The organism is Bradyrhizobium sp. 190 (assembly GCF_023073415.1).
Classification (GTDB): domain Bacteria; phylum Pseudomonadota; class Alphaproteobacteria; order Rhizobiales; family Xanthobacteraceae; genus Bradyrhizobium.
The window spans coordinates 49,954-71,103 of sequence record NZ_JADPJL010000081.1 but is presented as its reverse complement, the minus strand read 5'-3'; the positions used below and the strand labels follow the sequence as shown (position 1 = coordinate 71,103).

General features: G+C 63.6%; 20 protein-coding genes. 16 read left to right on the top strand and 4 right to left on the bottom strand.

Translation table 11 applies throughout. From position 1 onward, the window contains the following. Positions 1–529 (top strand): porin (locus tag IVB22_RS39140; protein WP_247522470.1); only part of this gene is annotated, 529 nt, incomplete at its 5' end. Between the two features lie 308 nt (positions 530–837). Here IVB22_RS39140 and IVB22_RS39135 read toward each other — a convergent pair. Then, positions 838–3,066 carry a lytic transglycosylase domain-containing protein gene (locus IVB22_RS39135; protein WP_247522473.1) on the bottom strand — a complete coding sequence of 743 codons (2,229 nt, stop codon included), beginning with the start codon at positions 3,064–3,066 and terminating at the stop codon, positions 838–840. 294 nt (positions 3,067–3,360) lie between these two features. Here IVB22_RS39135 and dapA point away from each other — a divergent pair, with 294 nt between their 5' ends. The 4 genes from dapA (at position 3,361) to IVB22_RS39115 (ending at position 5,859) form a co-directional block, all read left to right on the top strand. Next, positions 3,361–4,251: a 4-hydroxy-tetrahydrodipicolinate synthase gene (gene dapA, locus IVB22_RS39130; RefSeq protein ID WP_247522469.1), complete on the top strand. Its 891-nt coding sequence runs from the start codon at positions 3,361–3,363 to the stop codon at positions 4,249–4,251. Positions 4,252–4,295: 44 nt separating this feature from the next. Then, entirely contained in the window at positions 4,296–4,712 is a 417-nt protein-coding gene (gene mscL / locus IVB22_RS39125; RefSeq protein WP_247522468.1) for a large conductance mechanosensitive channel protein MscL, read from the top strand. Between the two features lies 1 nt (position 4,713). Further along, complete coding sequence (smpB, locus tag IVB22_RS39120) at positions 4,714–5,187, top strand: SsrA-binding protein SmpB (protein WP_212421706.1); 474 nt, start codon at positions 4,714–4,716, stop codon at positions 5,185–5,187. 96 nt (positions 5,188–5,283) lie between these two features. Next, complete coding sequence (locus tag IVB22_RS39115) at positions 5,284–5,859, top strand: peroxiredoxin (RefSeq protein WP_247522467.1); 576 nt, start codon at positions 5,284–5,286, stop codon at positions 5,857–5,859. Positions 5,860–5,953: 94 nt separating this feature from the next. Here the strand turns inward: IVB22_RS39115 and IVB22_RS39110 are convergent, their stop codons facing one another. Further along, the gene (locus tag IVB22_RS39110) at positions 5,954–6,607 is read right to left on the bottom strand and encodes a uracil-DNA glycosylase (RefSeq protein WP_247522466.1); all 654 of its coding nucleotides are present in this window, start codon (positions 6,605–6,607) and stop codon (positions 5,954–5,956) included. Positions 6,608–6,730: 123 nt separating this feature from the next. Beyond that, on the bottom strand, positions 6,731–7,363 hold the full coding sequence (locus tag IVB22_RS39105; RefSeq protein WP_247522465.1) for an NYN domain-containing protein: 633 nt from the start codon (positions 7,361–7,363) through the stop codon (positions 6,731–6,733). Between the two features lie 356 nt (positions 7,364–7,719). On the opposite strand from IVB22_RS39105, the gene rpoZ reads away from it, so the two are divergent. The 11 genes from rpoZ (at position 7,720) to IVB22_RS39050 (ending at position 19,646) form a co-directional block, all read left to right on the top strand. Then, positions 7,720–8,112 (top strand): DNA-directed RNA polymerase subunit omega, encoded by a 393-nt coding sequence (rpoZ, locus tag IVB22_RS39100; RefSeq protein WP_024512695.1) that lies wholly within the window; start codon positions 7,720–7,722, stop codon positions 8,110–8,112. 294 nt (positions 8,113–8,406) lie between these two features. Further along, entirely contained in the window at positions 8,407–10,701 is a 2,295-nt protein-coding gene (locus IVB22_RS39095; protein WP_247522464.1) for a bifunctional (p)ppGpp synthetase/guanosine-3',5'-bis(diphosphate) 3'-pyrophosphohydrolase, read from the top strand. Positions 10,702–10,819: 118 nt separating this feature from the next. After that, a complete protein-coding gene (locus tag IVB22_RS39090; protein ID WP_247522463.1) occupies positions 10,820–11,584 on the top strand; it encodes a pyridoxine 5'-phosphate synthase in 765 nt (254 codons plus the stop codon). Next, the gene (gene acpS / locus IVB22_RS39085) at positions 11,581–12,000 is read left to right on the top strand and encodes a holo-ACP synthase (protein WP_247522462.1); all 420 of its coding nucleotides are present in this window, start codon (positions 11,581–11,583) and stop codon (positions 11,998–12,000) included. The genes IVB22_RS39090 and acpS overlap by 4 nt, the downstream gene beginning before the upstream one ends. Positions 12,001–12,282: 282 nt before the next feature. Then, positions 12,283–13,041: a signal peptidase I gene (gene lepB / locus IVB22_RS39080; protein WP_247522461.1), complete on the top strand. Its 759-nt coding sequence runs from the start codon at positions 12,283–12,285 to the stop codon at positions 13,039–13,041. Next, complete coding sequence (gene rnc, locus IVB22_RS39075; RefSeq protein ID WP_247522460.1) at positions 13,038–13,856, top strand: ribonuclease III; 819 nt, start codon at positions 13,038–13,040, stop codon at positions 13,854–13,856. Before lepB ends, rnc begins: the two co-directional genes overlap by 4 nt. Further along, entirely contained in the window at positions 13,846–14,775 is a 930-nt protein-coding gene (gene era / locus IVB22_RS39070) for a GTPase Era (protein ID WP_247522459.1), read from the top strand. The genes rnc and era overlap by 11 nt, the downstream gene beginning before the upstream one ends. A 34-nt stretch (positions 14,776–14,809) precedes the next feature. Next, a complete protein-coding gene (locus tag IVB22_RS39065) occupies positions 14,810–15,190 on the top strand; it encodes a hypothetical protein (RefSeq protein WP_247522458.1) in 381 nt (126 codons plus the stop codon). A gap of 140 nt (positions 15,191–15,330) precedes the next feature. After that, entirely contained in the window at positions 15,331–16,083 is a 753-nt protein-coding gene (recO, locus tag IVB22_RS39060; protein WP_247522457.1) for a DNA repair protein RecO, read from the top strand. A 186-nt stretch (positions 16,084–16,269) separates the two neighbouring features. Beyond that, positions 16,270–18,525 carry a DNA topoisomerase IV subunit A gene (gene parC, locus IVB22_RS39055; protein WP_247522456.1) on the top strand — a complete coding sequence of 752 codons (2,256 nt, stop codon included), beginning with the start codon at positions 16,270–16,272 and terminating at the stop codon, positions 18,523–18,525. A 173-nt stretch (positions 18,526–18,698) separates the two neighbouring features. Beyond that, entirely contained in the window at positions 18,699–19,646 is a 948-nt protein-coding gene (locus IVB22_RS39050; RefSeq protein WP_247522455.1) for a cation diffusion facilitator family transporter, read from the top strand. Positions 19,647–19,748: 102 nt separating this feature from the next. Here the strand turns inward: IVB22_RS39050 and chrA are convergent, their stop codons facing one another. Continuing rightward, a complete protein-coding gene (gene chrA, locus IVB22_RS39045) occupies positions 19,749–21,140 on the bottom strand; it encodes a chromate efflux transporter (protein ID WP_247522454.1) in 1,392 nt (463 codons plus the stop codon). Between the last annotated feature and the right edge of the window lie 10 nt (positions 21,141–21,150).

Here is a 21,150-nt window from a genome sequence, read left to right as displayed (position 1 = left end):
AAACGGCTTCGGCTACCAGAGCGTCGGCTTCGGTGCGACCACGGACGGCGTCTATATGCCCGGCCCAGCCGGTACCGGCGGTATCGCCTTGACGTCGGCCTGGGGTATCCGGGGTGCGTTCAATCACAACTGGAATCCGTACTGGTCGTCGAGCCTGTTCGGCAGCTACTCTGCTGTCCGGTATGACGGCGGAGCGAACGACAATCTGCTGGGTGCGGGAACCACCTCGGCCAAGGGAGCCTACTGCGCTGCCTTCGCCCTCAGCCATCCGGGTCAGGCATTGGCCGGGAACGCTACGGGTGCCTACACCTGTAACCCCGACTTCAACGTCTCGCAGCTCGGCGCCAATCTCCGCTGGACACCCGTCAAGAACCTGACGTTCACGGGCGAAGTGCAGTGGTTCCATCTCGACCAGAAGATGTCGGGTTCTTCGGTGTTCACGGCGACCGCTCCGAAGCCGAACGCGCTGTACGAGTTCAAGGATCAGAACACCGTCCTGCTCCAGCTCCGCGCCCAGCGCAACTTCTGACAGTTATGGGGCGATGCGGCAGAAGTCGTATCGCCCTCGGCAAGCGTATCCGAATCATCGCTTCCGCGATCCGGGGCGTCTTGAGCAGGCATAGCAAGCACTAGAGAACCTCCGGCAGGAAACTGCCGGGGGTTTTTCTTTGTCGTGCTCCGGAGCTGCCGTTTGTGGCCCCGTATCCGTCAGCGCGGTGCCGCCGCCTGGAAATCCAGGCGGATTGTATCTGCGGAAAGGGCGGGGCGGCGGGATCGTTGAGGCGAAACATCGCCCGGCGCGACGTGGTCGGCGGCGCCGTGCAAATCTGAATGCTGCTATTCGATGCGGGCGCCGCGATGCAGGTCGGCTTCGATCTGGAGCTTGGTCCCGCCGCCGAATCGCGCGCGATAGACCTGCATGTTCTCCATGATCCGCTGCACGTAATTCCGCGTCTCGGAGAACGGGATCTGCTCGACCCAATCGACCGCGTCGACCTTGGGATCGCGCGGATCGCCGTAACGCTCGATCCATTTCTTGACGCTGCCGCGACCGGCATTGTAGCCGGCGAAGGTCAGGATGTAGGAGCCGCGGTAGTCCTCGAGCAACCCGCCGAGCTCGGCGGCGCCAAGCGTGGCGTTGTAGACCGAGTCGGTCTTCATCCGGTTGAGGTCGAAGCTGACGCCGGCCCGTTTACAGACATAGCGTCCGGCGTCGGGCGTCACCTGCATCAGCCCGTAGGCCTGGGCCGGTGAGACCACGGACGGATTGAAGGCGCTCTCCTGCCGCGCGATCGAATAGACGACGCTGCGCTCGACCTCGGGTCCGATCTGCTTGAACGACGGGATGCCGGTGACGGGATAGGCGTAATGGTCGAACGGCAGGCCGCGGTTGAGCGCAGCCTTGCCGAGGAGCAGCATGCCGCGGGCGTCGCTGTGGCGCGCGGCGAGTTCGCCGAGGCCGGCCAGCGCATCGGGATCGCCGTTCTCACCCATGTCGGCGAAAATCGGGATCGCGAGCTCGCGCTCGTCGAGCTCATAGAGCAGTTGCACGGCGCGGACGATCTCCAGCCGCTCGGCCCCGCGGCCGCGGGGGACGCCGTGCAATTCGAGCTGCGGCAGGCCGAGCTTGGCGCGCGCCAATTGGCCGTAATAGCTGGTCGATTGCTCGGCGGCGCGGCCGTAAGCCGCGCGGGCTTCCTGCGTGCGGCCCGCAGCTTCCGCGGCGCGGCCCTGCCAATAGCCGGCGCGCGCAAGTGCTGTCGGGTTCACGCTGCCGACACCGATGCGCGCGAAGTGCTGGGTGGCGACTGCCGGATCTCTCAAGAACCGCAGCGCAATCCAGCCCGCGGTGAATTCCTGCTCGGTCTTGTAGATGTCGCGCGAGGGAAGCGCCGCGTCCCGCGCAATCAGATAGGCGGTTCGGTGTTCGCCGACGTCCAGCATCTTGCGCGCCAGGAGGCGCCGCTCGATCCACCATTCGTTGAGATTGTGCAGACGGTTCGGATCTTTCGGCACCGCCAGCATGAGCTGTGCGGCCTCGTTGAACTTCTCTTCGCGGCGAAGCCACTGGATCCTGGCGAACATGTAGCCGGGGTCGCCGTGCAGCTCCCGCGGCACCGCATCGAGCAGCGTCTTGAGGTTCGAGGATTTCTTGTTGGCCGCAATGCGCGCCTTGGCCAGCGCGACATGGCCTGAACCGAGCCGCTTGGCGGCGCGCATGCCGCCGGCTTCCTGCTCGGTGCCGTAAAGCAGCGAATCCATCCGCGCCTTGTGGTCGCCTCCCGTCAGGAATGCGCCGAACATATCGAGCACCGCGCTCTCGGTGTCTTCCGACATGCCATCATGGCGCCAGGCCTCGCGGACCAGCCGTTCGGCATTGGTGCGATCGCCGCGGGCAAGCATTGCCTTCGCCAGCGCGAGCTTGCCCTTGGCCGAAATCGGCGACTCGTTTCCGAACCAGGACCAGACGGTCGCGTCGTCGCGGCGGTCGTCCCACACCGCTGCCTCGATGCGCCGGCGCAGAAAGGTTTGCGACGGCCAGCTCGGATTGGCCGAGACAAACGCACGGTAGCGCTCGACCGAGGCGCCATTGTTGTCGCTGCGCAGGATCAGCCATTCCGCAAGCTTGCGGGCGACCGGATCCGATATCGCCGCCTGCGCCTGGTTGGCGTCCCCAGGCTTCTGCTTGCGCACCAGCTCGATGACGTTTTCCAGGGCGTCCTTGTCGGCCTGCGACGTCGAGGAGGTCGCGGCTACCGCTGCCGGCGCCACATGCTTGCGCGGGGGCGGCAAGGCGGCATGCTGGCGGGTCGCGGGCGCTAGCAGTGGCGGTGGTGGTGCCGGCGCCGCGGGAGCAGGCGCCGCCGCCGCCGGGGTGTGGGCGACGGGCGCGGGGGTCTGTGCCGTGGACTTTGGAACGACGTTACGGGCGATCGGCCGCGGCTTCGGCAAGGGAACTTTTGGCTTGGCCCAGGCATCCCAGGGGAATGCAGCCAGTCCAACGGCCAGCGCCAGGCTCGTGGCCAGTGCGGTCGATCGCAATGCGCGGGCGCGGGCGAAAGGGATCACGACTTTCCTCTGCGACGGCGAATCATTCAATCGCTCCAGCCTTAGGTCTATTTGATTGAATATGTGGACAAAATGCTAAAACGTCGCGGCCGGTCCTGTTTGCGCCATCACCACGGCAAAATCGCGGCTATATGCTTTTCGCGCCCGGCAGATACCGGTTCGCGCTAGGAAACGGCGTCGAAACAATGCTCTAGGGCCATACGGCACAGCCCTTTCGCCCGATCGCCAGACCCGATATGAATTAAAATCCAGTTTCGGTTGTGCCGTTTCTTAAGCGTTCGGAGGAAGTCCATGGCAGCCAAGACAAAATTCCGGGGATCGTTCACCGCCTTGGTCACGCCATTCAAGAACGGCTCGCTCGACGAGGCGGCCTTCCGCGGGCTCGTGAGCTGGCAGATCGAGCAGGGGTCACACGGTCTCGTTCCCGTGGGTACCACCGGCGAAAGCCCGACGCTGAGCCATGCCGAGCATCATCGGGTAGTCGAGATGTGCATCGATGAGGCGAATGGACGCGTGCCTGTCATCGCCGGCGCGGGCTCGAACTCAACGCGGGAAGCCGTCGACCTTGCTGTTCACGCCGAGAAGGCCGGTGCCGATGCCGTGCTGGTGGTGACGCCGTACTACAACAAGCCGACCCAGGAAGGGATGTATCAGCACTTCAAGGCGGTAAATGACGCGATCGGGATCCCGATCATCATTTACAACATCCCGCCGCGCTCCGTCGTCGATATGTCGGTCGAGACCATGACCCGGCTGTTCGAGTTGAAGAACATCGCCGGCGTCAAGGACGCCACCGCCAATCTTGCCCGAGTGTCGCAGCAACGCCATGCGATGGGGCCGGATTTCATCCAGCTGTCCGGCGAGGACATGACCGCACTGGCCTATATGGCGGCGGGAGGACATGGTTGCATTTCGGTGGTCGCCAACGTGGCGCCGAAGCTGTGTGCCGAGCTGATGTCGGCTGTTATGCAGGGTGACTACGTTACCGGACTGAAGATCCAGGACCGCCTGACGCCGCTGCATGATGCCGTCTTCAAGGAGCCCGGCCTCGCGGGAGCCAAGCATGGCCTCAAACTACTGGGGCGGCTCGAAGAAGAAGTGCGCCTGCCGTTGATGAACGTGACGCCGCCAACCGGCAAGGTGATCCGCGACGCCATGGTGCATGCCGGCCTGATCAACTAGGCCAATGGCTGACCTCGCGCGGTGAACGAAGAGGGGAAGCCAAGATGCTGAAGGAATTCCGCGAATTCGCGATGAAGGGGAACGTCGTCGACCTCGCCGTCGGCGTCATCATCGGTGCGGCCTTCGGCGCGATCGTGACCTCGCTGGTCGGCGACGTCATCATGCCGATCATCGGCGCGATTACCGGCGGTCTCGATTTCTCCAATTATTTCACGGGATTGTCCAAGTCGGTGACGGCGACCAACCTGGCCGACGCCAAGAAGCAGGGCGCCGTACTGGCTTGGGGCAGTTTCCTGACGCTGACACTGAACTTCCTCATCATCGCTTTCGTGCTGTTCCTGGTCATTCGCGCCATGAACCAGCTAAAGCGCAAGGACGAGGCGGCACCCGCGGCGCCGCCGAAGCCGACGCCCGAAGTAGAACTGCTTACCGAGATCCGCGATCTCCTCAAGAAGAGCTAACGTGGCCGAGAAGAACGAGCGCCCGATCAAGGTTGTCGCCGAAAACCGCAAGGCCCGGTTCAACTACGCGATCGAGGACACCATCGAAACCGGCATTGCGCTGACCGGCACGGAAGTGAAGTCGATCCGCAACGGCAAAACGACGATTGCCGAATCCTATGCGGATTCCAAGGACGGCGAGATCTGGCTGATCAACGCCAATATTCCGGAATATCTGCAGGCCAACCGCTTCAATCATGAGCCGAAACGGCCACGCAAGTTGCTGCTGCACCGAAAGCAGATCAACAAACTGATGGGCGCGGTCGATCGCGAAGGCATGACGCTGATTCCGCTAAAGCTCTATTTCAACGAGCGCGGCCGCGCCAAGCTCTTGCTGGCAATCGCCAAGGGCAAGAAGCTGCACGACAAGCGCGAGAGCGAAAAGAAACGCGATTGGGGCCGGGAAAAAGGCCGCCTGATGCGGGCGCGGGGATGAATGTCGTAGGACGCCGTAGGATGGGTATCGCTTCGCTCCACCCATCCCACGGCACTTCGCTTCGCTCGCAATGACGGCTGATGGAGAATGGTGTCCATGAACCAGAAGAATCTGCTCGAAGTCGACTGGAGCAAGATCCCGGCGCCGACGGACGACGGCGCGGCGGCGCATCTGGTCGGCATGACCATCCCGCCGATCAGCCTGCTTGCCACCGACGACAACTCGGTGACGCTGTCGGCGCTTGCAGGTCGCACGGTGGTGTTCGCCTATCCCCGCACCGGCGAGCCCGGCAAGATCAGTTTGGTCGACGATTGGGACATGATCCCAGGTGCGCGCGGCTGCACGCCGCAAACCTGCTCGTTCCGCGATCTGTTCGCGGAATTAAAAGCCGCCGGCGCCAGGCAGGTGTTCGGGCTGTCGACGCAGGACAATGTCTACCAGACCGAGATGGCGTCACGGCTGCATTTGCCGTTCCCGGTGCTGTCGGATGAGAAACTGGCGCTGACGCGCGCCCTGAAGCTGCCGACCATGGCGGTGGCCGGATTGACGCTGATCAAGCGGCTGGCGCTCATCATCGACGACGGCCGTATCACTCACGTCTTCTATCCGGTGTTTCCGCCGGACCGAAATGCCGGCGATGTGCTGGCGTGGCTGAAGGCAAATCCGGTGTAAATTGTAGGGTGGGCAAAGCGCAGCGTGCCCACCATCTCTCCGAAATTGTTGGCGTCAATGGTGGGCACGCTTCGCTTTGCCCACCCTACACATCCTACGAATCCAAATCCTTCCGCACCTTCGCGAACACGTTGCGGAACATCTCCGGCGTCAGCACCCGCGTATTCGTATTGTAGCGCGAGCAGTGATAGCTGTCGTAGAGCCTGACGGCGCCGGCCTCATGCACGGCGCCGTGCGCAAAAGGCGCGGCGGCATTGCGGATCCCGAGCGCTTTCAGCGTCGAATCATGGGCGATCCGGCCGAGCGCCACGATCGCGCGAAGCCTGGGCATGGCGGCGATGGTCGCGATCAGGAAGTGCCGGCAGGTGTTGATTTCGGCCGGCAGCGGCTTGTTCTGCGGTGGCACGCAGCGCACCGCGTTGCTGATCCGGCAATCGACGAGCTTCAATCCGTCGTCGGGCCGCGCCTGATAGACGCCCCTGGCAAAACCATATTCGAGCAGCGTCGCGTAAAGCAGGTCGCCGGCATAGTCGCCGGTGAACGGGCGCCCGGTGCGGTTGGCGCCCTGCAGGCCGGGCGCCAGTCCGACGATCAACAGTTGCGCGCTGGCATCGCCGAATGAAGCGACCGGCGAATTGTACCACTCCGGCTCCCGCTTGCGCGCCGCCTTCCGGAAGTCGGCGAGCCGCGGACAGAGCGGACAATTGCGATCGGGTTCGGGGGAGGGAAGGGCGGCGACGCTAGCCATTGGCGAACCATTGCGCTTTCGAGTGAAGCGGATACCGGCTCGCGTCTGGCAAGCGTGTCAAAACAAAAAGCCCCGGTCCCGTTTGCATCGGAACCGAGGCTCTAGCAGAGCGTCAGATCACGCTCAATCGTCGAATTCGTCGTCACCGGCGGCCCGCGGCGCCATGGTGGTCGCGCGTTGCAGGAATTGCGGAGCGTGATGACGCGGTTCGCGCGGGGCAGGGCGCTCGGAGGGATCGCGGCCGAGCTTGGACTGCAACTCGACGAGGTCGGTGAAGACGTCGGCCTGGCGGCGCAGTTCGTCGGCGATCATCGGCGGCTGGCTCGAAATGGTCGAAACTACCGTGACGCGAACACCGCGACGCTGCACCGCTTCGACCAGCGAGCGGAAATCGCCGTCGCCGGAGAAAAGCACGATCTGGTCGACATGCTCGGCGAGTTCCATGGCATCGACGGCGAGCTCGATGTCCATGTTGCCCTTCACCTTGCGGCGGCCGGAAGCGTCGATGAATTCCTTGGTCGCCTTGGTGACGACGGTGTAGCCGTTGTAATCGAGCCAATCGATCAGCGGACGGATCGAGGAGTATTCCTGATCCTCGATAATCGCCGTGTAATAGAACGCACGCAACAGCGTCCCTCGGCTCTGGAACTCCTTGAGAAGGCGTTTGTAATCGATGTCGAAGCCGAGCGTCTTGGCGGTTGCGTAGAGGTTGGCGCCGTCGATGAAGAGCGCAATCTTGTTGGAAGCGGGTGACATCAAATGGTTCTCACGTTGTTGTTAGCTTTTCTAGCGCAGCGGCCATCGACCGCGCGCACTTTCCAGTTCTGTTGCCTAAAGTTCGGTGAATCGTGCCCCACGACAGTCACCACTGCAATTATGGTGCGGCGAGGGCGAAAAACCTATACTTTTGACTGTGCAATGAAGAGATTTACTTGTCCTGTCCGGCAACCTTGCCGCGTCTGGACGCTCCGGCCATTCTGGCCCCGAAGCTGGGGTTAGCAGAGCCCATTAGGAAGGCCAAATCACAAATTTAGTCTTGCGAAATAGCTTCCGCCGCTATAACTAGCCCCCAATACCGACATATTTGGCCCCAAATAACGGAGCGACAGTCTATGGCGCGCGTCACCGTGGAAGATTGCATTGATAAGGTCGACAACCGGTTCGACCTGGTGTTGCTGGCGGCGCATCGCGCTCGTATGATTTCATCCGGGTCACAACTAACGGTTGATCGCGACAACGACAAGAACCCGGTCGTTTCGCTTCGGGAAATCGCCGATTCCACTATTTCCCCGGAAGACCTGCGCGAGGAACTGGTTCATTCCCTGCAGAAATTCGTCGAGGTCGACGAGCCAGAGCCCGATACAGTGCCTTTGATCGGCTCGGCCGGTGCCAGCGTCGATGCTGACGACACCGAGGTCGCGGTCGAGCGCATGACCGAGGAAGAGCTCCTCAAGGGCCTGGAAGGCCTGGCGCCGCCGGAAGAGCAGCCCGAAGAGGACGAGTAATCCGGAACATCCCGGGCCGTCCCAAACTCCCCGATCTGTCAAAGGCCCGGACCTCCGTCCGGGCCTTTGCTTTTGTTGACATTTTTGCGGTTACAATGCGTCCTTGGCAGGCGCGGCCGAAATCGGCTGACTTAGCCTGTCCGGCGGGTCACCGGGGTGGGCGTTGGATGGCCGCTGGCCCAAGCGAAATTGAACCGTTGCGCGGCCCGAGCGGCGTGCATCGCCGTTCGAAAACGCATTAGATACGTAAACGGTGAGACCCATCCGGGTCTGTTGGAAGAAGGCAGTGATGTGATGGCGTATTGGCGCCGCAGTTCCCGGCAAATGCAGGCCGCGACCAACCAGGTCGCGGTCGCGCCGACGTCGCCTGTGGCGGAAAGGCCAAAAACGCCGCGCTCGCGCATGATGCGGCAATACGATCTGGTCGAGCGCGTCCGGTCGTACAACCCTGACACCAACGAAGACCTGCTGAACCGCGCCTATGTCTACGCCATGAAGGCGCACGGCACCCAAACGCGCGCGTCCGGCGATCCCTATTTCTCGCACCCGCTCGAAGTCGCGGCGATCCTGACCAACCTCAAGCTCGACGACGCGACCATTGTCGCGGCGCTGTTGCATGACACGATCGAGGATACCGAGGCGACGCGCGCCGAGATCGACAACATCTTCGGCCACGAGATCGGCGCGCTGGTCGAAGGGCTCACCAAGCTGAAGCGGCTCGAGCTGGTCTCGCGCGAAGCCAAGCAGGCCGAGAACCTGCGCAAGCTCTTGCTGGCGATCGCCGACGACGTCCGAGTGCTGCTGATCAAGCTCGCCGATCGCCTGCACAACATGCGCACGCTGGAATTCGTGCCGCACTCCTCGCGCCGCCGCATCGCCGAGGAGACGCTGGACATCTATGCGCCGCTCGCCGGCCGCATGGGTATGCAGGAGATGCGGGAGGAGCTCGAGGATCTCTCGTTCCACACGCTCGATCCGGAAGCCTATGCGGTGGTGATGCAGCGACTCGATGCGCTCGCCGACCGCAACCGCAACCTGATCGGCGAGATCGAAAGCCAGCTCTCCAAGAATTTGCAGAAGAACGGCATCGCCGCGCGCGTCTACGGCCGCCGCAAGCAGCCGTTTTCGATCTGGACCAAGATGGAGCGCAAATCGGTCGGCTTCGAACAGCTTTCCGACATCTACGGATTCCGCGTCGTGATGCCGGATATCGAAGCTTGCTACCGCGCGCTCGGTGTCGTGCACACCACCTGGCCGGTGGTGCCCGGTCGCTTCAAGGACTACATCTCGACGCCGAAGCAGAACGATTACCGATCGATCCACACCACCGTGATCGGTCCCGGCAACCAGCGCGTCGAGTTGCAGATCCGCACCGAGGAAATGAACCAGATCGCGGAATTCGGCATCGCCGCGCACGCGTTCTACAAGGAAGGCATGGGCTCGCCGACCGAGCGGCTCAAGCACGAATCCAACGCCTTTGCCTGGCTGCGCCACACCGTCGGCATCCTGTCAGAAAGCGCCAATCCGGAAGAGTTTCTGGAGCACACCAAGCTGGAGCTGTTTCACGACCAGGTGTTCTGCTTCACCCCGAAGGGCAAGCTGATCGCGCTGCCGCGTCAGGCCAACGTGATCGATTTCGCCTATGCCGTGCACACCGATGTCGGCAACTCAGCCGTCGGCTGCAAGATCAACGGCAAGTTCGCGCCCTTGTCGTCCGAACTGCAGAACGGCGACGAGGTCGAGGTTTTGACCTCGGTCGCCCAGTCGGCGCCGCCCTCGGCCTGGGAATCGCTTGCGGTCACCGGCAAGGCCCGCGCCGCGATCCGCCGCGCGACGCGGACCGCGGTGCGCGATCAATATGCGGGTCTCGGCCGCCGCATCGTCGATCGCCTGTTTGCCCGAGCCAAGATTGAATACGCCGACGACAAGCTGAAGGGCGCGCTTCCCCGGCTGGCGCGCGCCTCGATCGAGGACGTGATGGCTTCCGTCGGGCGTGGTGAACTCAAGGCCTCCGACGTCGCCCGCGCCATGTATCCGGACTACAAGGAAGAGCGGATGGTGCGCTATGGGGCCAAGAAGAGCCTCGCGGTCAAGCTGAAGCTGAAATCGCCGCCGCCGCATCCGGCGCGCAGCGCCTCCGTCATCCCGGTGCGCGGCATCAATTCCGATCTGCCAGTGAAGTTCGCGCCGAACGGCGGCGCCGTGCCGGGCGACCGCATCGTCGGCATCGTCACGCCGGGCGAGGGGATCACGATCTATCCGATCCAGTCGCCGGCGCTGAAGGACTTTGAGGAAGAGCCGGAGCGCTGGCTCGACGTGCGCTGGGATATCGATGAGACCATGCCGCAGCGTTTCCCGGCGCGGATCCTGGTCCATAACGTCAACGAGCCCGGCAGCCTCGCCCAGGTCGCCACCGTGATCGCCGAGCACGACGGCAATATCGACAATATCAGCATGTCGCGCCGCTCGCCTGACTTCACCGAGCTGACCATCGATCTCGAGGTCTATGACCTCAAGCATCTCAGTGCAATTATCGCCCAATTGCGCGCCAAGGCCGTCGTGGCCAAGGTCGAGCGCGTCAATGGGTAGGCGGTATCTTCATGTCGGGCTTGACCGGGCAATCCATCCTTCTCAATTAGATGGGCGCGCGGGTCACGCCCGCACTTTGTGCTAACGATGTCGCGTCAGATTGCCTGAGAGATACGCAATGCCCGTGCCCCCGCTGCGCCTCGGTGTAAATGTCGATCACGTCGCGACCTTGCGCAACGCGCGGGCCGGCGCGCGGCCGGATCCGGTGCGTGCCGCGCTGGCCGCAATCGAGGCCGGCGCCGACGGCATCACCGCGCATCTGCGCGAGGATCGCCGCCACATCCGCGACAGCGACATGGCCCGTCTCAAGGCCGAGATATCGAAGCCCCTGAATTTCGAGATGGCGGCGACCGAGGACATGCTGCGGATATCGCTCGCCACAAAACCCCACGCCGTGTGCCTGGTGCCGGAGCGCCGCGAGGAACTCACCACCGAGGGCGGGCTGGATGTGGTCGGCCAGCACAATGCGCTGGCCCCGTTCATTGCGCGGCTGAACGATGCCGGCATCCGGGTGTCGCTGTTCATCTCGGCCGACCCGCAGCAGATCGAGATGGCGGCAAGGTTGCGCGCGCCCGTGATCGAGATCCATACCGGCGGCTGGTGCGACGCCGTGGTCGACGGCCACGCGACAAAGGCCGAGGCGGAATGGCAGCGAATCGTGGCGGGCGCAGCCCTGGGGCAGGCTGCGGGACTGGAGGTTCACGCCGGCCACGGCCTCGACTACCAGACCGCGGAGACGATTTCGGCGCTGCCTGAGATCGCCGAACTCAACATCGGCTACTTCATGATGGGGGAGGCGCTGTTCGTAGGCCTCGGCGAGACCGTGCGGCAGATGCGCGCCGCCATGGACCGCGGCCGCCAGAAGATTGCGGACCGGTCATGATCATCGGCATCGGCTCCGACCTGATCGACATTACAAGGGTTGCCAAGGTGATCGAACGCCATGGCGACCGTTTCCTCGACCGCATCTTCACCGACGCCGAGCGCGCCAAGGCGGCGCGCCGCGCCAACAACGAAAAGATGGTGGTCGCGACCTACGCCAAGCGATTCGCGGCCAAGGAGGCCTGTTCCAAGGCGCTCGGCACCGGGATCCGGCGCGGCGTCTGGTGGCGGGACATGGGGGTGGTGAACCTGCCGGGGGGCCGTCCGACCATGACGCTGACCGGTGGCGCGCTGGCCCGGCTGGAGGCGCTGACGCCGGAGGGGTTCGAGGCACGGATCGACCTGTCGATCACCGACGACTGGCCGCTGGCGCAGGCCTTCGTCATAATTTCGGCGGTCGTTCCCGGCAAATCATAAGACGCGCAGGCGTTTGCGTCGGGGAAACGGGACAAAACTAAAAAACATTGATTTATCAATGGATTATAAAGTTTTTACGAGGCGCTTGATTGCGCGCCCACGAACAACCGTCTAAAACGCCGCGACGACGTGTTCGAGCCAGGGCTGATTCAGGCTAGCGCCGGAATTGGCCTTCAACATCAGTATTGAGACCATTTTCCTGACGCGAACGTACCAGGCGATTCGCGTGCGGAAAACGTTCTGCCACCGTGCGGGCTAGGGCTCGCGGGAATTGGGAAAGCGATGAGCGTGACATCCGGCACAAAATCTGAAAGCGGCTTGGGTGAAACCATCCGCGTCGTCATCCACGCTCTCCTGATCGCGCTCGTGATCCGCACCTTCCTGTTCCAGCCGTTCAACATCCCCTCGGGATCGATGAAGGCAACGCTGCTGGTCGGCGATTACCTGTTCGTCTCGAAATATTCCTACGGCTACAGCCACTATTCCATTCCATTGTCGCCGCCGCTGTTCTCGGGCCGCATCTTCGGCTCGGATCCGAACCGGGGCGACATCGTGGTGTTCCGCCTGCCCAAGGACGACTCCACCGATTACATCAAGCGCGTGATCGGCCTGCCGGGTGACCGCATCCAGATGCGGGAAGGCCTGCTCTACATCAACGACAAGCCGGTCAAGCGCGAGCGGCTTTCCGACTTCATCGGCGAGGACCCTTGCGGCTCCGACGCTACCGCCCGCGTCAAGCGCTGGAAGGAAACGCTGCCGAACGGCGTCAGCTATGAATCGCTCGATTGCGTCGACAACGGCTTCTACGACAACACCAACGTCTACACCGTGCCGGCCGGCCACTTCTTCATGATGGGCGACAACCGCGACAATTCGACCGACAGCCGCGTGCTGTCGGCGGTAGGTTATGTGCCGTTCCAGAACATCGTCGGCCGGGCGCAGATGATCTTCTTCTCCATTGCCGAGGGCGAACATGCCTGGATGTTCTGGCGCTGGCCGACCGCCGTGCGCTGGAATCGCCTATTCACAATCGTGCGATGAACGACGAAACAGCGACTATTCCTGACACATCGACCTCGGGTGAGCCGGGCCAGCAGGCCGAAGCCGCCGGCGTCGCCGCGCCGAAAAAGAAGCGCGGCAAGGCTGGGGCAAAGGCGGCCGCCGCCGCGATCGAGGGGCGCATCGGCTACAAATTCTCCGATCCCGCGCTGCTGACGACCGCCTTTACCCATGTCTCGGCCTTGAAGCCTGCGACCCGCCATCGTGCCGACAGCTATCAGCGCCTCGAATTTCTCGGCGATCACGTGCTCGGGCTGATCATCTCCGACATGCTGTATCGCGCCTATCCGCGGGCCGACGAGGGCGAACTGTCGAAACGGCTCGCCGATCTCGTGCGCAAGGAAAGCTGCGCCGACGTCGCAAAATCGCTCGGGCTGCTCGACGACATCAAGCTCGGCGCGGTCGGCGCAGGGGCGGGCGCGCGCCTGCGCAAATCCGTGCTTGGCGACATCTGCGAGGCCGTGATCGGGGCGATCTATCTCGACGGCGGCTATGCGGCGGCGTCGCAATTCGTCGAGCGCAATTGGCTGGAGCGGATGCGCAAGCCGCGCCGGCCGCTGCGCGATCCCAAAACGGTGTTGCAGGAATGGGCCCAGAGCAAGGGCTTGCCGACGCCGGTCTATCGCGAGATCGAGCGCACCGGGCCGCATCACGACCCGCAGTTCCGCGTCGCCGTCGACTTGCCGGGATTGGCGCCCGCCGAAGGTGTCGGCGGCTCCAAGCGCGCCGCCGAGAAGGTCGCGGCTTCCATGATGATCGAACGTGAAGGCGTAGGCGGCGGCAGCAATGACAGTTGAATCCTCAGCCGAAGCTACGTCCGCCGAGACCCGTTGCGGCTTTGTCGCGCTGATCGGTGCTCCCAATGTCGGCAAGTCCACCCTCGTCAACGCGCTGGTCGGCTCCAAGGTCACGATCGTCTCGCGCAAGGTGCAGACGACGCGGGCGCTGATCCGCGGCATCGTGATCGAGGACAATGCCCAGATCATTCTGGTCGATACGCCCGGCATCTTCTCGCCGAAACGAAGGCTCGACCGCGCCATGGTGTCCACCGCCTGGAGCGGGGCCCACGATGCCGACGTCGTATGTGTGCTGCTCGATGCCAAGGCCGGAATCGACGAGGAAGCCGACGCGATCCTGAAGAAGCTGGCGACGGTTGCGCACCCGAAAATCCTGGTGCTGAACAAGATCGACCTGATCCCGCGCGAGAAGCTTTTGGCGCTGGCGCAGGCCGCCAACGAGCGCATGAAATTCGAAAGCACCTTCATGATCTCGGCGCTGTCGGGCGATGGCGTCGCCGACCTGCGCAAGACGCTGGCGAAGAGCGTGCCGCCGGGACCGTTTCACTACCCGGAAGATCAGATGTCGGACGCGCCGTTGCGGCATCTGGCGGCGGAAATCACCCGGGAAAAGATATACCGACAACTCCATCAGGAACTGCCGTATCAATCGACCGTCGAGACCGACAGCTGGACCGAGCGCAACGACAAGTCGGTTCGGATCGAGCAGACGATCTTTGTCGAGCGCGAGAGCCAGCGCAAGATCGTGCTCGGCAAGGGCGGCGCCACCATCAAGTCGATCGGCGCGGATTCGCGGAAAGAAATCGCGGAGATCGTTGGCGTGCCCGTGCACCTGTTCCTGTTCGTCAAGGTGCGCGAGAACTGGGGCGATGATCCCGACCGCTACCGGGAAATGGGGCTGGAATTCCCCAAGGAATGATCAGGCGACCAGGCAACAACGAAGAACATGCCCGATGAACGTACCCCGCAACGTGGTTTGGTTTGAAGTCCTGCTGTATCTGTCGCTGACCCTGGATGCGGTGTCGGTGGCGTTTCAGGACCGCACGCCCACAGCGAAGATGACGGCGCAGATGATCAACACCGGAACGCTGATGGCGGCCGGCCTGATCCTGCTTTTGGTCTACTTCGTCCGGCTCGCCGCCGAGGGCCGCAAGAACTGGCCGCGCTGGGTGCTGGCGGCAGCGCTGGTGCTGTCGGTGATTTCGCTCGTGCAGGTGATCGGCCAGAAGGGCCTCGAGTTCGACAGCGGCATCGAGGTGATTTCCTGCGCGCTGACCGCGGCGGGGCTGTACTTCTCCTTCACCGGCGACGCGGTGGGGTGGTTCGATGCGTGATAGTCAGGGCTGCGTAGGGTGGGCAAAGGCGCACTTCGCGCCGTGCCCACCATCCCGAGGCGACACAGTTTGTTGATCGTTGGTGGGCACGCTCCGCTTTGCCCACCCTACATGTTCCAAAATCCTGTAAACTCCACCCCATGGAATGGACCGACGAAGGCATCGTGCTGGGCGTGCGGCGGCATGGCGAATCCTCCGCCATCGTCGAGCTGCTGACGCGGGAGCATGGCCGTCATCTCGGCCTGGTGCGCGGCGGCGCTTCCTCGCGGATGCGGCCGCTGCTGCAGCCCGGCAACAGCGTCACTGCCGTGTGGCGAGCCCGGCTCGACGAGCACCTCGGCACCTACGCGATCGAAGGCACGCGCCTGCGTGCGGCGACGCTGCTGGCGTCCTCCCATGCGGTCTATGGCGTGACCCATCTGGCCTCGCTGGCGCGGCTGCTGCCGGAACGCGACCCGCACGAGGACATCTACGAGATGCTCGACCGCACGCTGGATGATTTCGACGATGTCGGCGGCGCCGCGGCGCACCTCATCCGATTCGAACTCGCGATGCTGGCCGAACTCGGCTTCGGCCTCGATCTGGAAAACTGCGCCGCCAGCGGCGAGACCGCCGACCTGATTTACGTCTCGCCGAAATCCGGTGGCGCGGTGTCGCGGCGGGCCGGCGAGCCGTACCGGGATCGGCTGCTGCGCCTGCCGGCTTTCTTACGCGAAGGCGAGGGTGGCGCGAACGGCTGGTCGGACCAGGACCTGCAGGACGGTTTCCGGCTGACGGGGCTATTCCTGCTGCGCCACGTGCTGGAACCGCGCGGGCAGGGGCATTCCGATGCCAGGGACGGGTTCATCAACGCGGTGACGAGGAATCGGGCGCGAATCAGTTCCGCGGGTTGACGCGCCACCCTCGGACGTCGTCCCCGCGAACGCGGGGACCCATACGCCGCGGCCCATCAATAGCGCAGCGGCCCCAGCCGTTTTTCGCCACAAACACCTGTGGTTATGGGCCCCTGCGTGCGCAGGGGCGACGGATGCCCCCATTCGCATCTTGCCCGATTCAGCCGAAAAGTTTAACGCCTCCCCATGGGAAAACGACAGCTACCGCCGGAAGAACCGGCCGAAATCCACGAGGTGATGCTGCGCGATGCGCTGGAAGAGCGCTATCTCGCCTACGCGCTCTCGACCATCATGCATCGCGCTTTGCCGGACGCCCGCGACGGGCTGAAGCCGGTGCACCGGCGCATCCTCTACGGCATGCGCCTGTTGCGGCTCGACCCCGGCACACCGTTCAAGAAATCAGCCAAGATCGTCGGCGACGTGATGGGCTCGTTCCATCCGCATGGCGACCAGGCGATCTACGACGCCATGGTGCGCCTGGCACAGGATTTCGCCTCGCGCTATCCGCTGGTCGACGGCCAGGGCAATTTTGGCAATATCGACGGCGATAACCCGGCCGCCTACCGCTATACCGAAGCGCGCATGACTGAGGTCGCGCGGCTGCTGCTTGAGGGTATCGACGAGGACGGCGTCGAGTTTCGACCCAACTATGACGGCCAGACCAAAGAGCCGGTCGTGATGCCCGGCGGCTTCCCGAACCTGCTCGCCAACGGCGCGCAGGGCATCGCGGTCGGCATGGCCACCTCGATCCCGCCGCACAACGCGGCCGAGCTGTGCGACGCCGCGCTGCATCTGATCGACAAGCCCGACGCCAAGTCGAAGTCGCTCCTGAAATGGGTCAAGGGCCCAGATTTCCCGACCGGCGGCATTATTGTCGACTCCAAGGAAAGCATCGCCGAAGCCTACATGACCGGGCGCGGCTCGTTCCGCACCCGCGCCAAGTGGACCCAGGAAGAGGGCGCGCGCGGCACCTGGGTCGTCGTCATCACCGAGATCCCGTGGCTGGTGCAGAAGTCCCGGCTGGTCGAGAAGATCGCCGAGCTCCTGAACGAGAAGAAGCTGCCGCTGGTCGGCGATGTCCGCGACGAATCGGCCGAGGACGTTCGCCTCGTGATCGAGCCGAAATCCCGCGCCGTCGATCCGGCGCTGATGATGGAATCGCTGTTCCGGCTCACCGAGCTCGAGAGCAAGATTTCGTTGAACCTCAACGTGCTGATCAAGGGCAAGATCCCCAAGGTGGTGGGGCTTGCGGAGTGCCTGCGCGAATGGCTCGACCATCTGCGCGACGTGCTGGTGCGCCGCTCGAACTACCGCAAGACCCAGATCGAGAACCGGCTCGAAGTGCTCGGCGGGTACCTGATCGCCTATTTGAACATCGACAAGGTGATCAAGATCATCCGCACCGAGGACGAGCCGAAGCCGGCGCTGATCAAGGCGTTCAAGCTGACGGAAGTCCAGGCCGACGCCATCCTCAACATGCGCCTGCGCTCGTTGCGCAAGCTCGAGGAATTCGAAATTCGCACCGAGGACAAGAACCTTCGCGGCGAGTTGAAGGGCATCAAGTCGCTGCTCGGTTCCGAGACCGAACAATGGTCCAGGGTCGGCGAGCAGGTCCGCAAGGTTCGCGACATCTTCGGGCCGAAAACACCGCTCGGCAAGCGCCGCACGATGTTCGCCGATGCGCCCGAGCACGATCTCGCCGCCATCGAGGAAGCCTTTGTCGAGCGCGAGCCGTGCACGGTGGTGATCTCCGAAAAGGGCTGGGTGCGCACGCTGAAGGGCCATGTCGAGGATATCTCGGGGCTCGCCTTCAAGACCGACGACAAGCTCGATCATGCGTTCTTCGCCGAGACCACGTCGAAGCTGCTGGTGTTTGCCACCAACGGCAAATTCTATTCGCTCGATGTCGCAAAACTGCCGGGCGGCCGCGGTCATGGCGAGCCGATCCGCATGTTCATCGACATGGAGCAGGACGCCGCAATCGTCTCGCTGTTCGTCAACAAGGGCGAACGCAAATTCCTGATCGCGAGCAGCGAAGGCCAGGGTTTTGTCGTCAAGGAAGAGGATTGCGTCGGCAACACCCGCAAGGGCAAGCAGGTGCTCAACGTCACCATGCCGAACGAGGCCTGTGCGATTGCGACCGTGCAAGGTGACACCGTTGCCGCGATCGGCACCAACCACAAGATGGTGCTGTTTCCGCTCGACCAGGTGCCGGAGATGGCGCGCGGCCGCGGCGTGCGCTTGCAGAAATATTCCAGCGCCAAGCTGTCTGATGTCGCCGTGTTCGAACTCAAGGCGGGATTGACCTGGAAGGATTCCGCCGGCCGCGAGCAGAGCATGAGCGCCAAGGAATTGTCCGACTGGCGCGGCAACCGCGCCGACGCCGGCCGCCTCGCGGGCGGCCTGCCGAAGTCGAACAAGTTTTTGCGCGGGGTCAAGTAGGGCGAGAATGTAGGGTGGCAAAGGCGCGCTAGCGCCGTGCCCACCATCTATCGGCGTGTTCATCGAGAATGGTGGGCACGCTTCGCTTTGCCCACCCTTGCTACGATTCTGTCTGTAATAGTATTCGATAATCCGCGCGCTATATAAGTCGCCATCGATCCGGACGAGGCGGAATGGCGCACGATCACTCTCATCACAATCATTCCCACGGGCATGATCATTCCCATGGTCACGCCGGCCACAGCCACGCCCCGGACAATTTCGGCTGGGCCTTCGCCATCGGTGCCGCGCTCAACACGGCCTTCGTCATTGCCGAGCTGATCTTCGGCTACGCCGCCAATTCGCTGGCGCTGATCTCGGACGCCGTTCACAATCTCTCCGACGTGATCGCGCTTCTCCTGGCGTGGGGCGCGGCGTGGCTTTCGCAGAAGCAGCCGACGCAGCGGCATACTTATGGCTATCGCCGAGCTTCGATCCTGGCGGCCCTGTTCAATGCGGGGCTGTTGCTGGTCGCGGTCGGCGGTATCGTCGTCGAGGCGGTCAATCGCCTGTTTGCGCCAGCGCCGGTCGCGGGCTGGACGATCGTGGTGGTCGCAGCGCTCGGCGTCGCCATCAACGGTTTCACCGCGCTATTGTTCATGCGTGGCCGCCACGGCGACCTCAATATTCGCGGCGCCTATCTGCACATGGTGGCGGACGCAGGTGTTTCGCTCGGCGTGGTGGTCGCCGCTCTCATCATCATGCTGACGGGCTGGCTGTGGCTCGATCCCACGATCAGCCTCGTGATCGCCGCCGTGGTGTTCTGGAGCGGATGGGGGCTGGCGCGCGACAGCGTCAATCTCGCGCTCGACGGTGTGCCGCGTGGTATCGAGCTTGCGAAGGTGAGGGATTATCTCGGCGGGCTGGAGGGCGTCACCGAAGTGCATGACCTCCACATCTGGGCGATGAGCACCAATGAGACCGCGCTGACCGCGCATCTGGTGCGGCCCGGAGGCAGCGACGACGCCTTTTTGCACGGGGTCTGCGAGGAACTCTCGCACCGTTTCAACATCCACCACGCCACGTTGCAGATCGAAGCCGCCGCCGAGGTGTGCAAGCTGGCCCCGGCGGAGCGGGTGTGATGCCGTAGGGTGGGCAAAGCGCAGCGTGCCCACCATTCTGACTTCGGAAAAAATGGTGGGCACGTCGCTCACGCGCCTTTGCCCACCCTACGAATTCTTCGCTTAGAGGATCCCCGCAAACCGCAGCGCCACGCCGGCTACGCACGACCCTGCCAGCACCCACAGCATCCCGATATTGAGACGGAAGATCGCCGTCGCCGCGGCAGCCGCCAGCACGAAGGCCGCGACATCGAGACTTCCCCACACCGGCATGTCGAACGACAGCCCGAACGAGCGAACCGGCGAGGTCTGCCGGAACAGCGTGTGCAATCCGAACCAGATCGAGAGGTTCAGGATCACGCCGACGACCGCAGCGGTGATCGCAGACAGCGCGCCCGCGAGCCCCTTGTTGCCGCGCAGCGTCTCGATATAGGGCGCGCCGAGGAAGATCCAGAGGAAGCAGGGAATGAAGGTGACCCAGGTCGCCAGCAATCCGCCGAGCGTGGCCGCAACCATCGGCGACAACGCGCCGGGATCGCGATAGGCGGCCATGAAGCCAACGAACTGCAGCACCATGATCAGCGGGCCCGGCGTGGTCTCGGCCATGCCGAGGCCGTCAAGCATCTCGCGCGGCTGCAGCCAGTGATAATGCTCGACCGCCTGCTGGGCGACATAGGCCAGCACCGCATAGGCGCCGCCGAACGTCACCATCGCCATCTTGGAGAAGAACAGCGCGATCTGGCTGAATACATTGGCCTGCCCGAGCCCGATCAGCAGTGCGGCCACCGGAACCACCCACAGCAACAGCCACACCGAGCTTACGCGCAGCGCACGGCCCACGTTCGGGCGTACGTGCTCGGGCAATTCTTCGCCGAGCAGGCTGTCGACGGCGGCCGTCTTCTTGCCGCCACCGCCATGTTCGATGGCGGCGAATTCCGGCCGTCCGCTCTTCGCGCCGAAATAGCCGATCACGCCGGCTGCGATGATGATGATCGGGAAGGGGACGTTGAAAAAGAAGATCGCGACAAAGGCGATCGCCGCGAGCGCGATCATCATCCGGTTGCGCAGCGCACGCTTGCCGACGCGAACGACCGCATGCACCACGATCGCGAGCACCGCGGCCTTCAGTCCGAAGAACACCGCCTCCACGAAGCCGACATTGCCATAGGCCGCGTAGACGTAGCTCAACCCCATGATGGCGATGACGCCGGGCAGGATGAACAGGCCGCCGGCCATGATGCCACCGGCGGTCCGGTGCAACAGCCAGCCGATATAGGTCGCGAGTTGCTGTGCCTCCGGCCCCGGCAGCAGCATGCAATAGTTCAGCGCATGCAGGAACCGGCTCTCGGAGATCCAGTTTTTTTCTTCGACCAGGATGCGATGCATCACCGCGATCTGCCCGGCCGGACCGCCGAAACTCAGCACGGCGACCCGCAGCCAGACCCGGAAAGCTTCATCGAAGCTGATGCCGTGACCGAGGTCGCGCCTTGTGCCGGCCTCGGTCGTCTTGTCCATCGTGGCATCC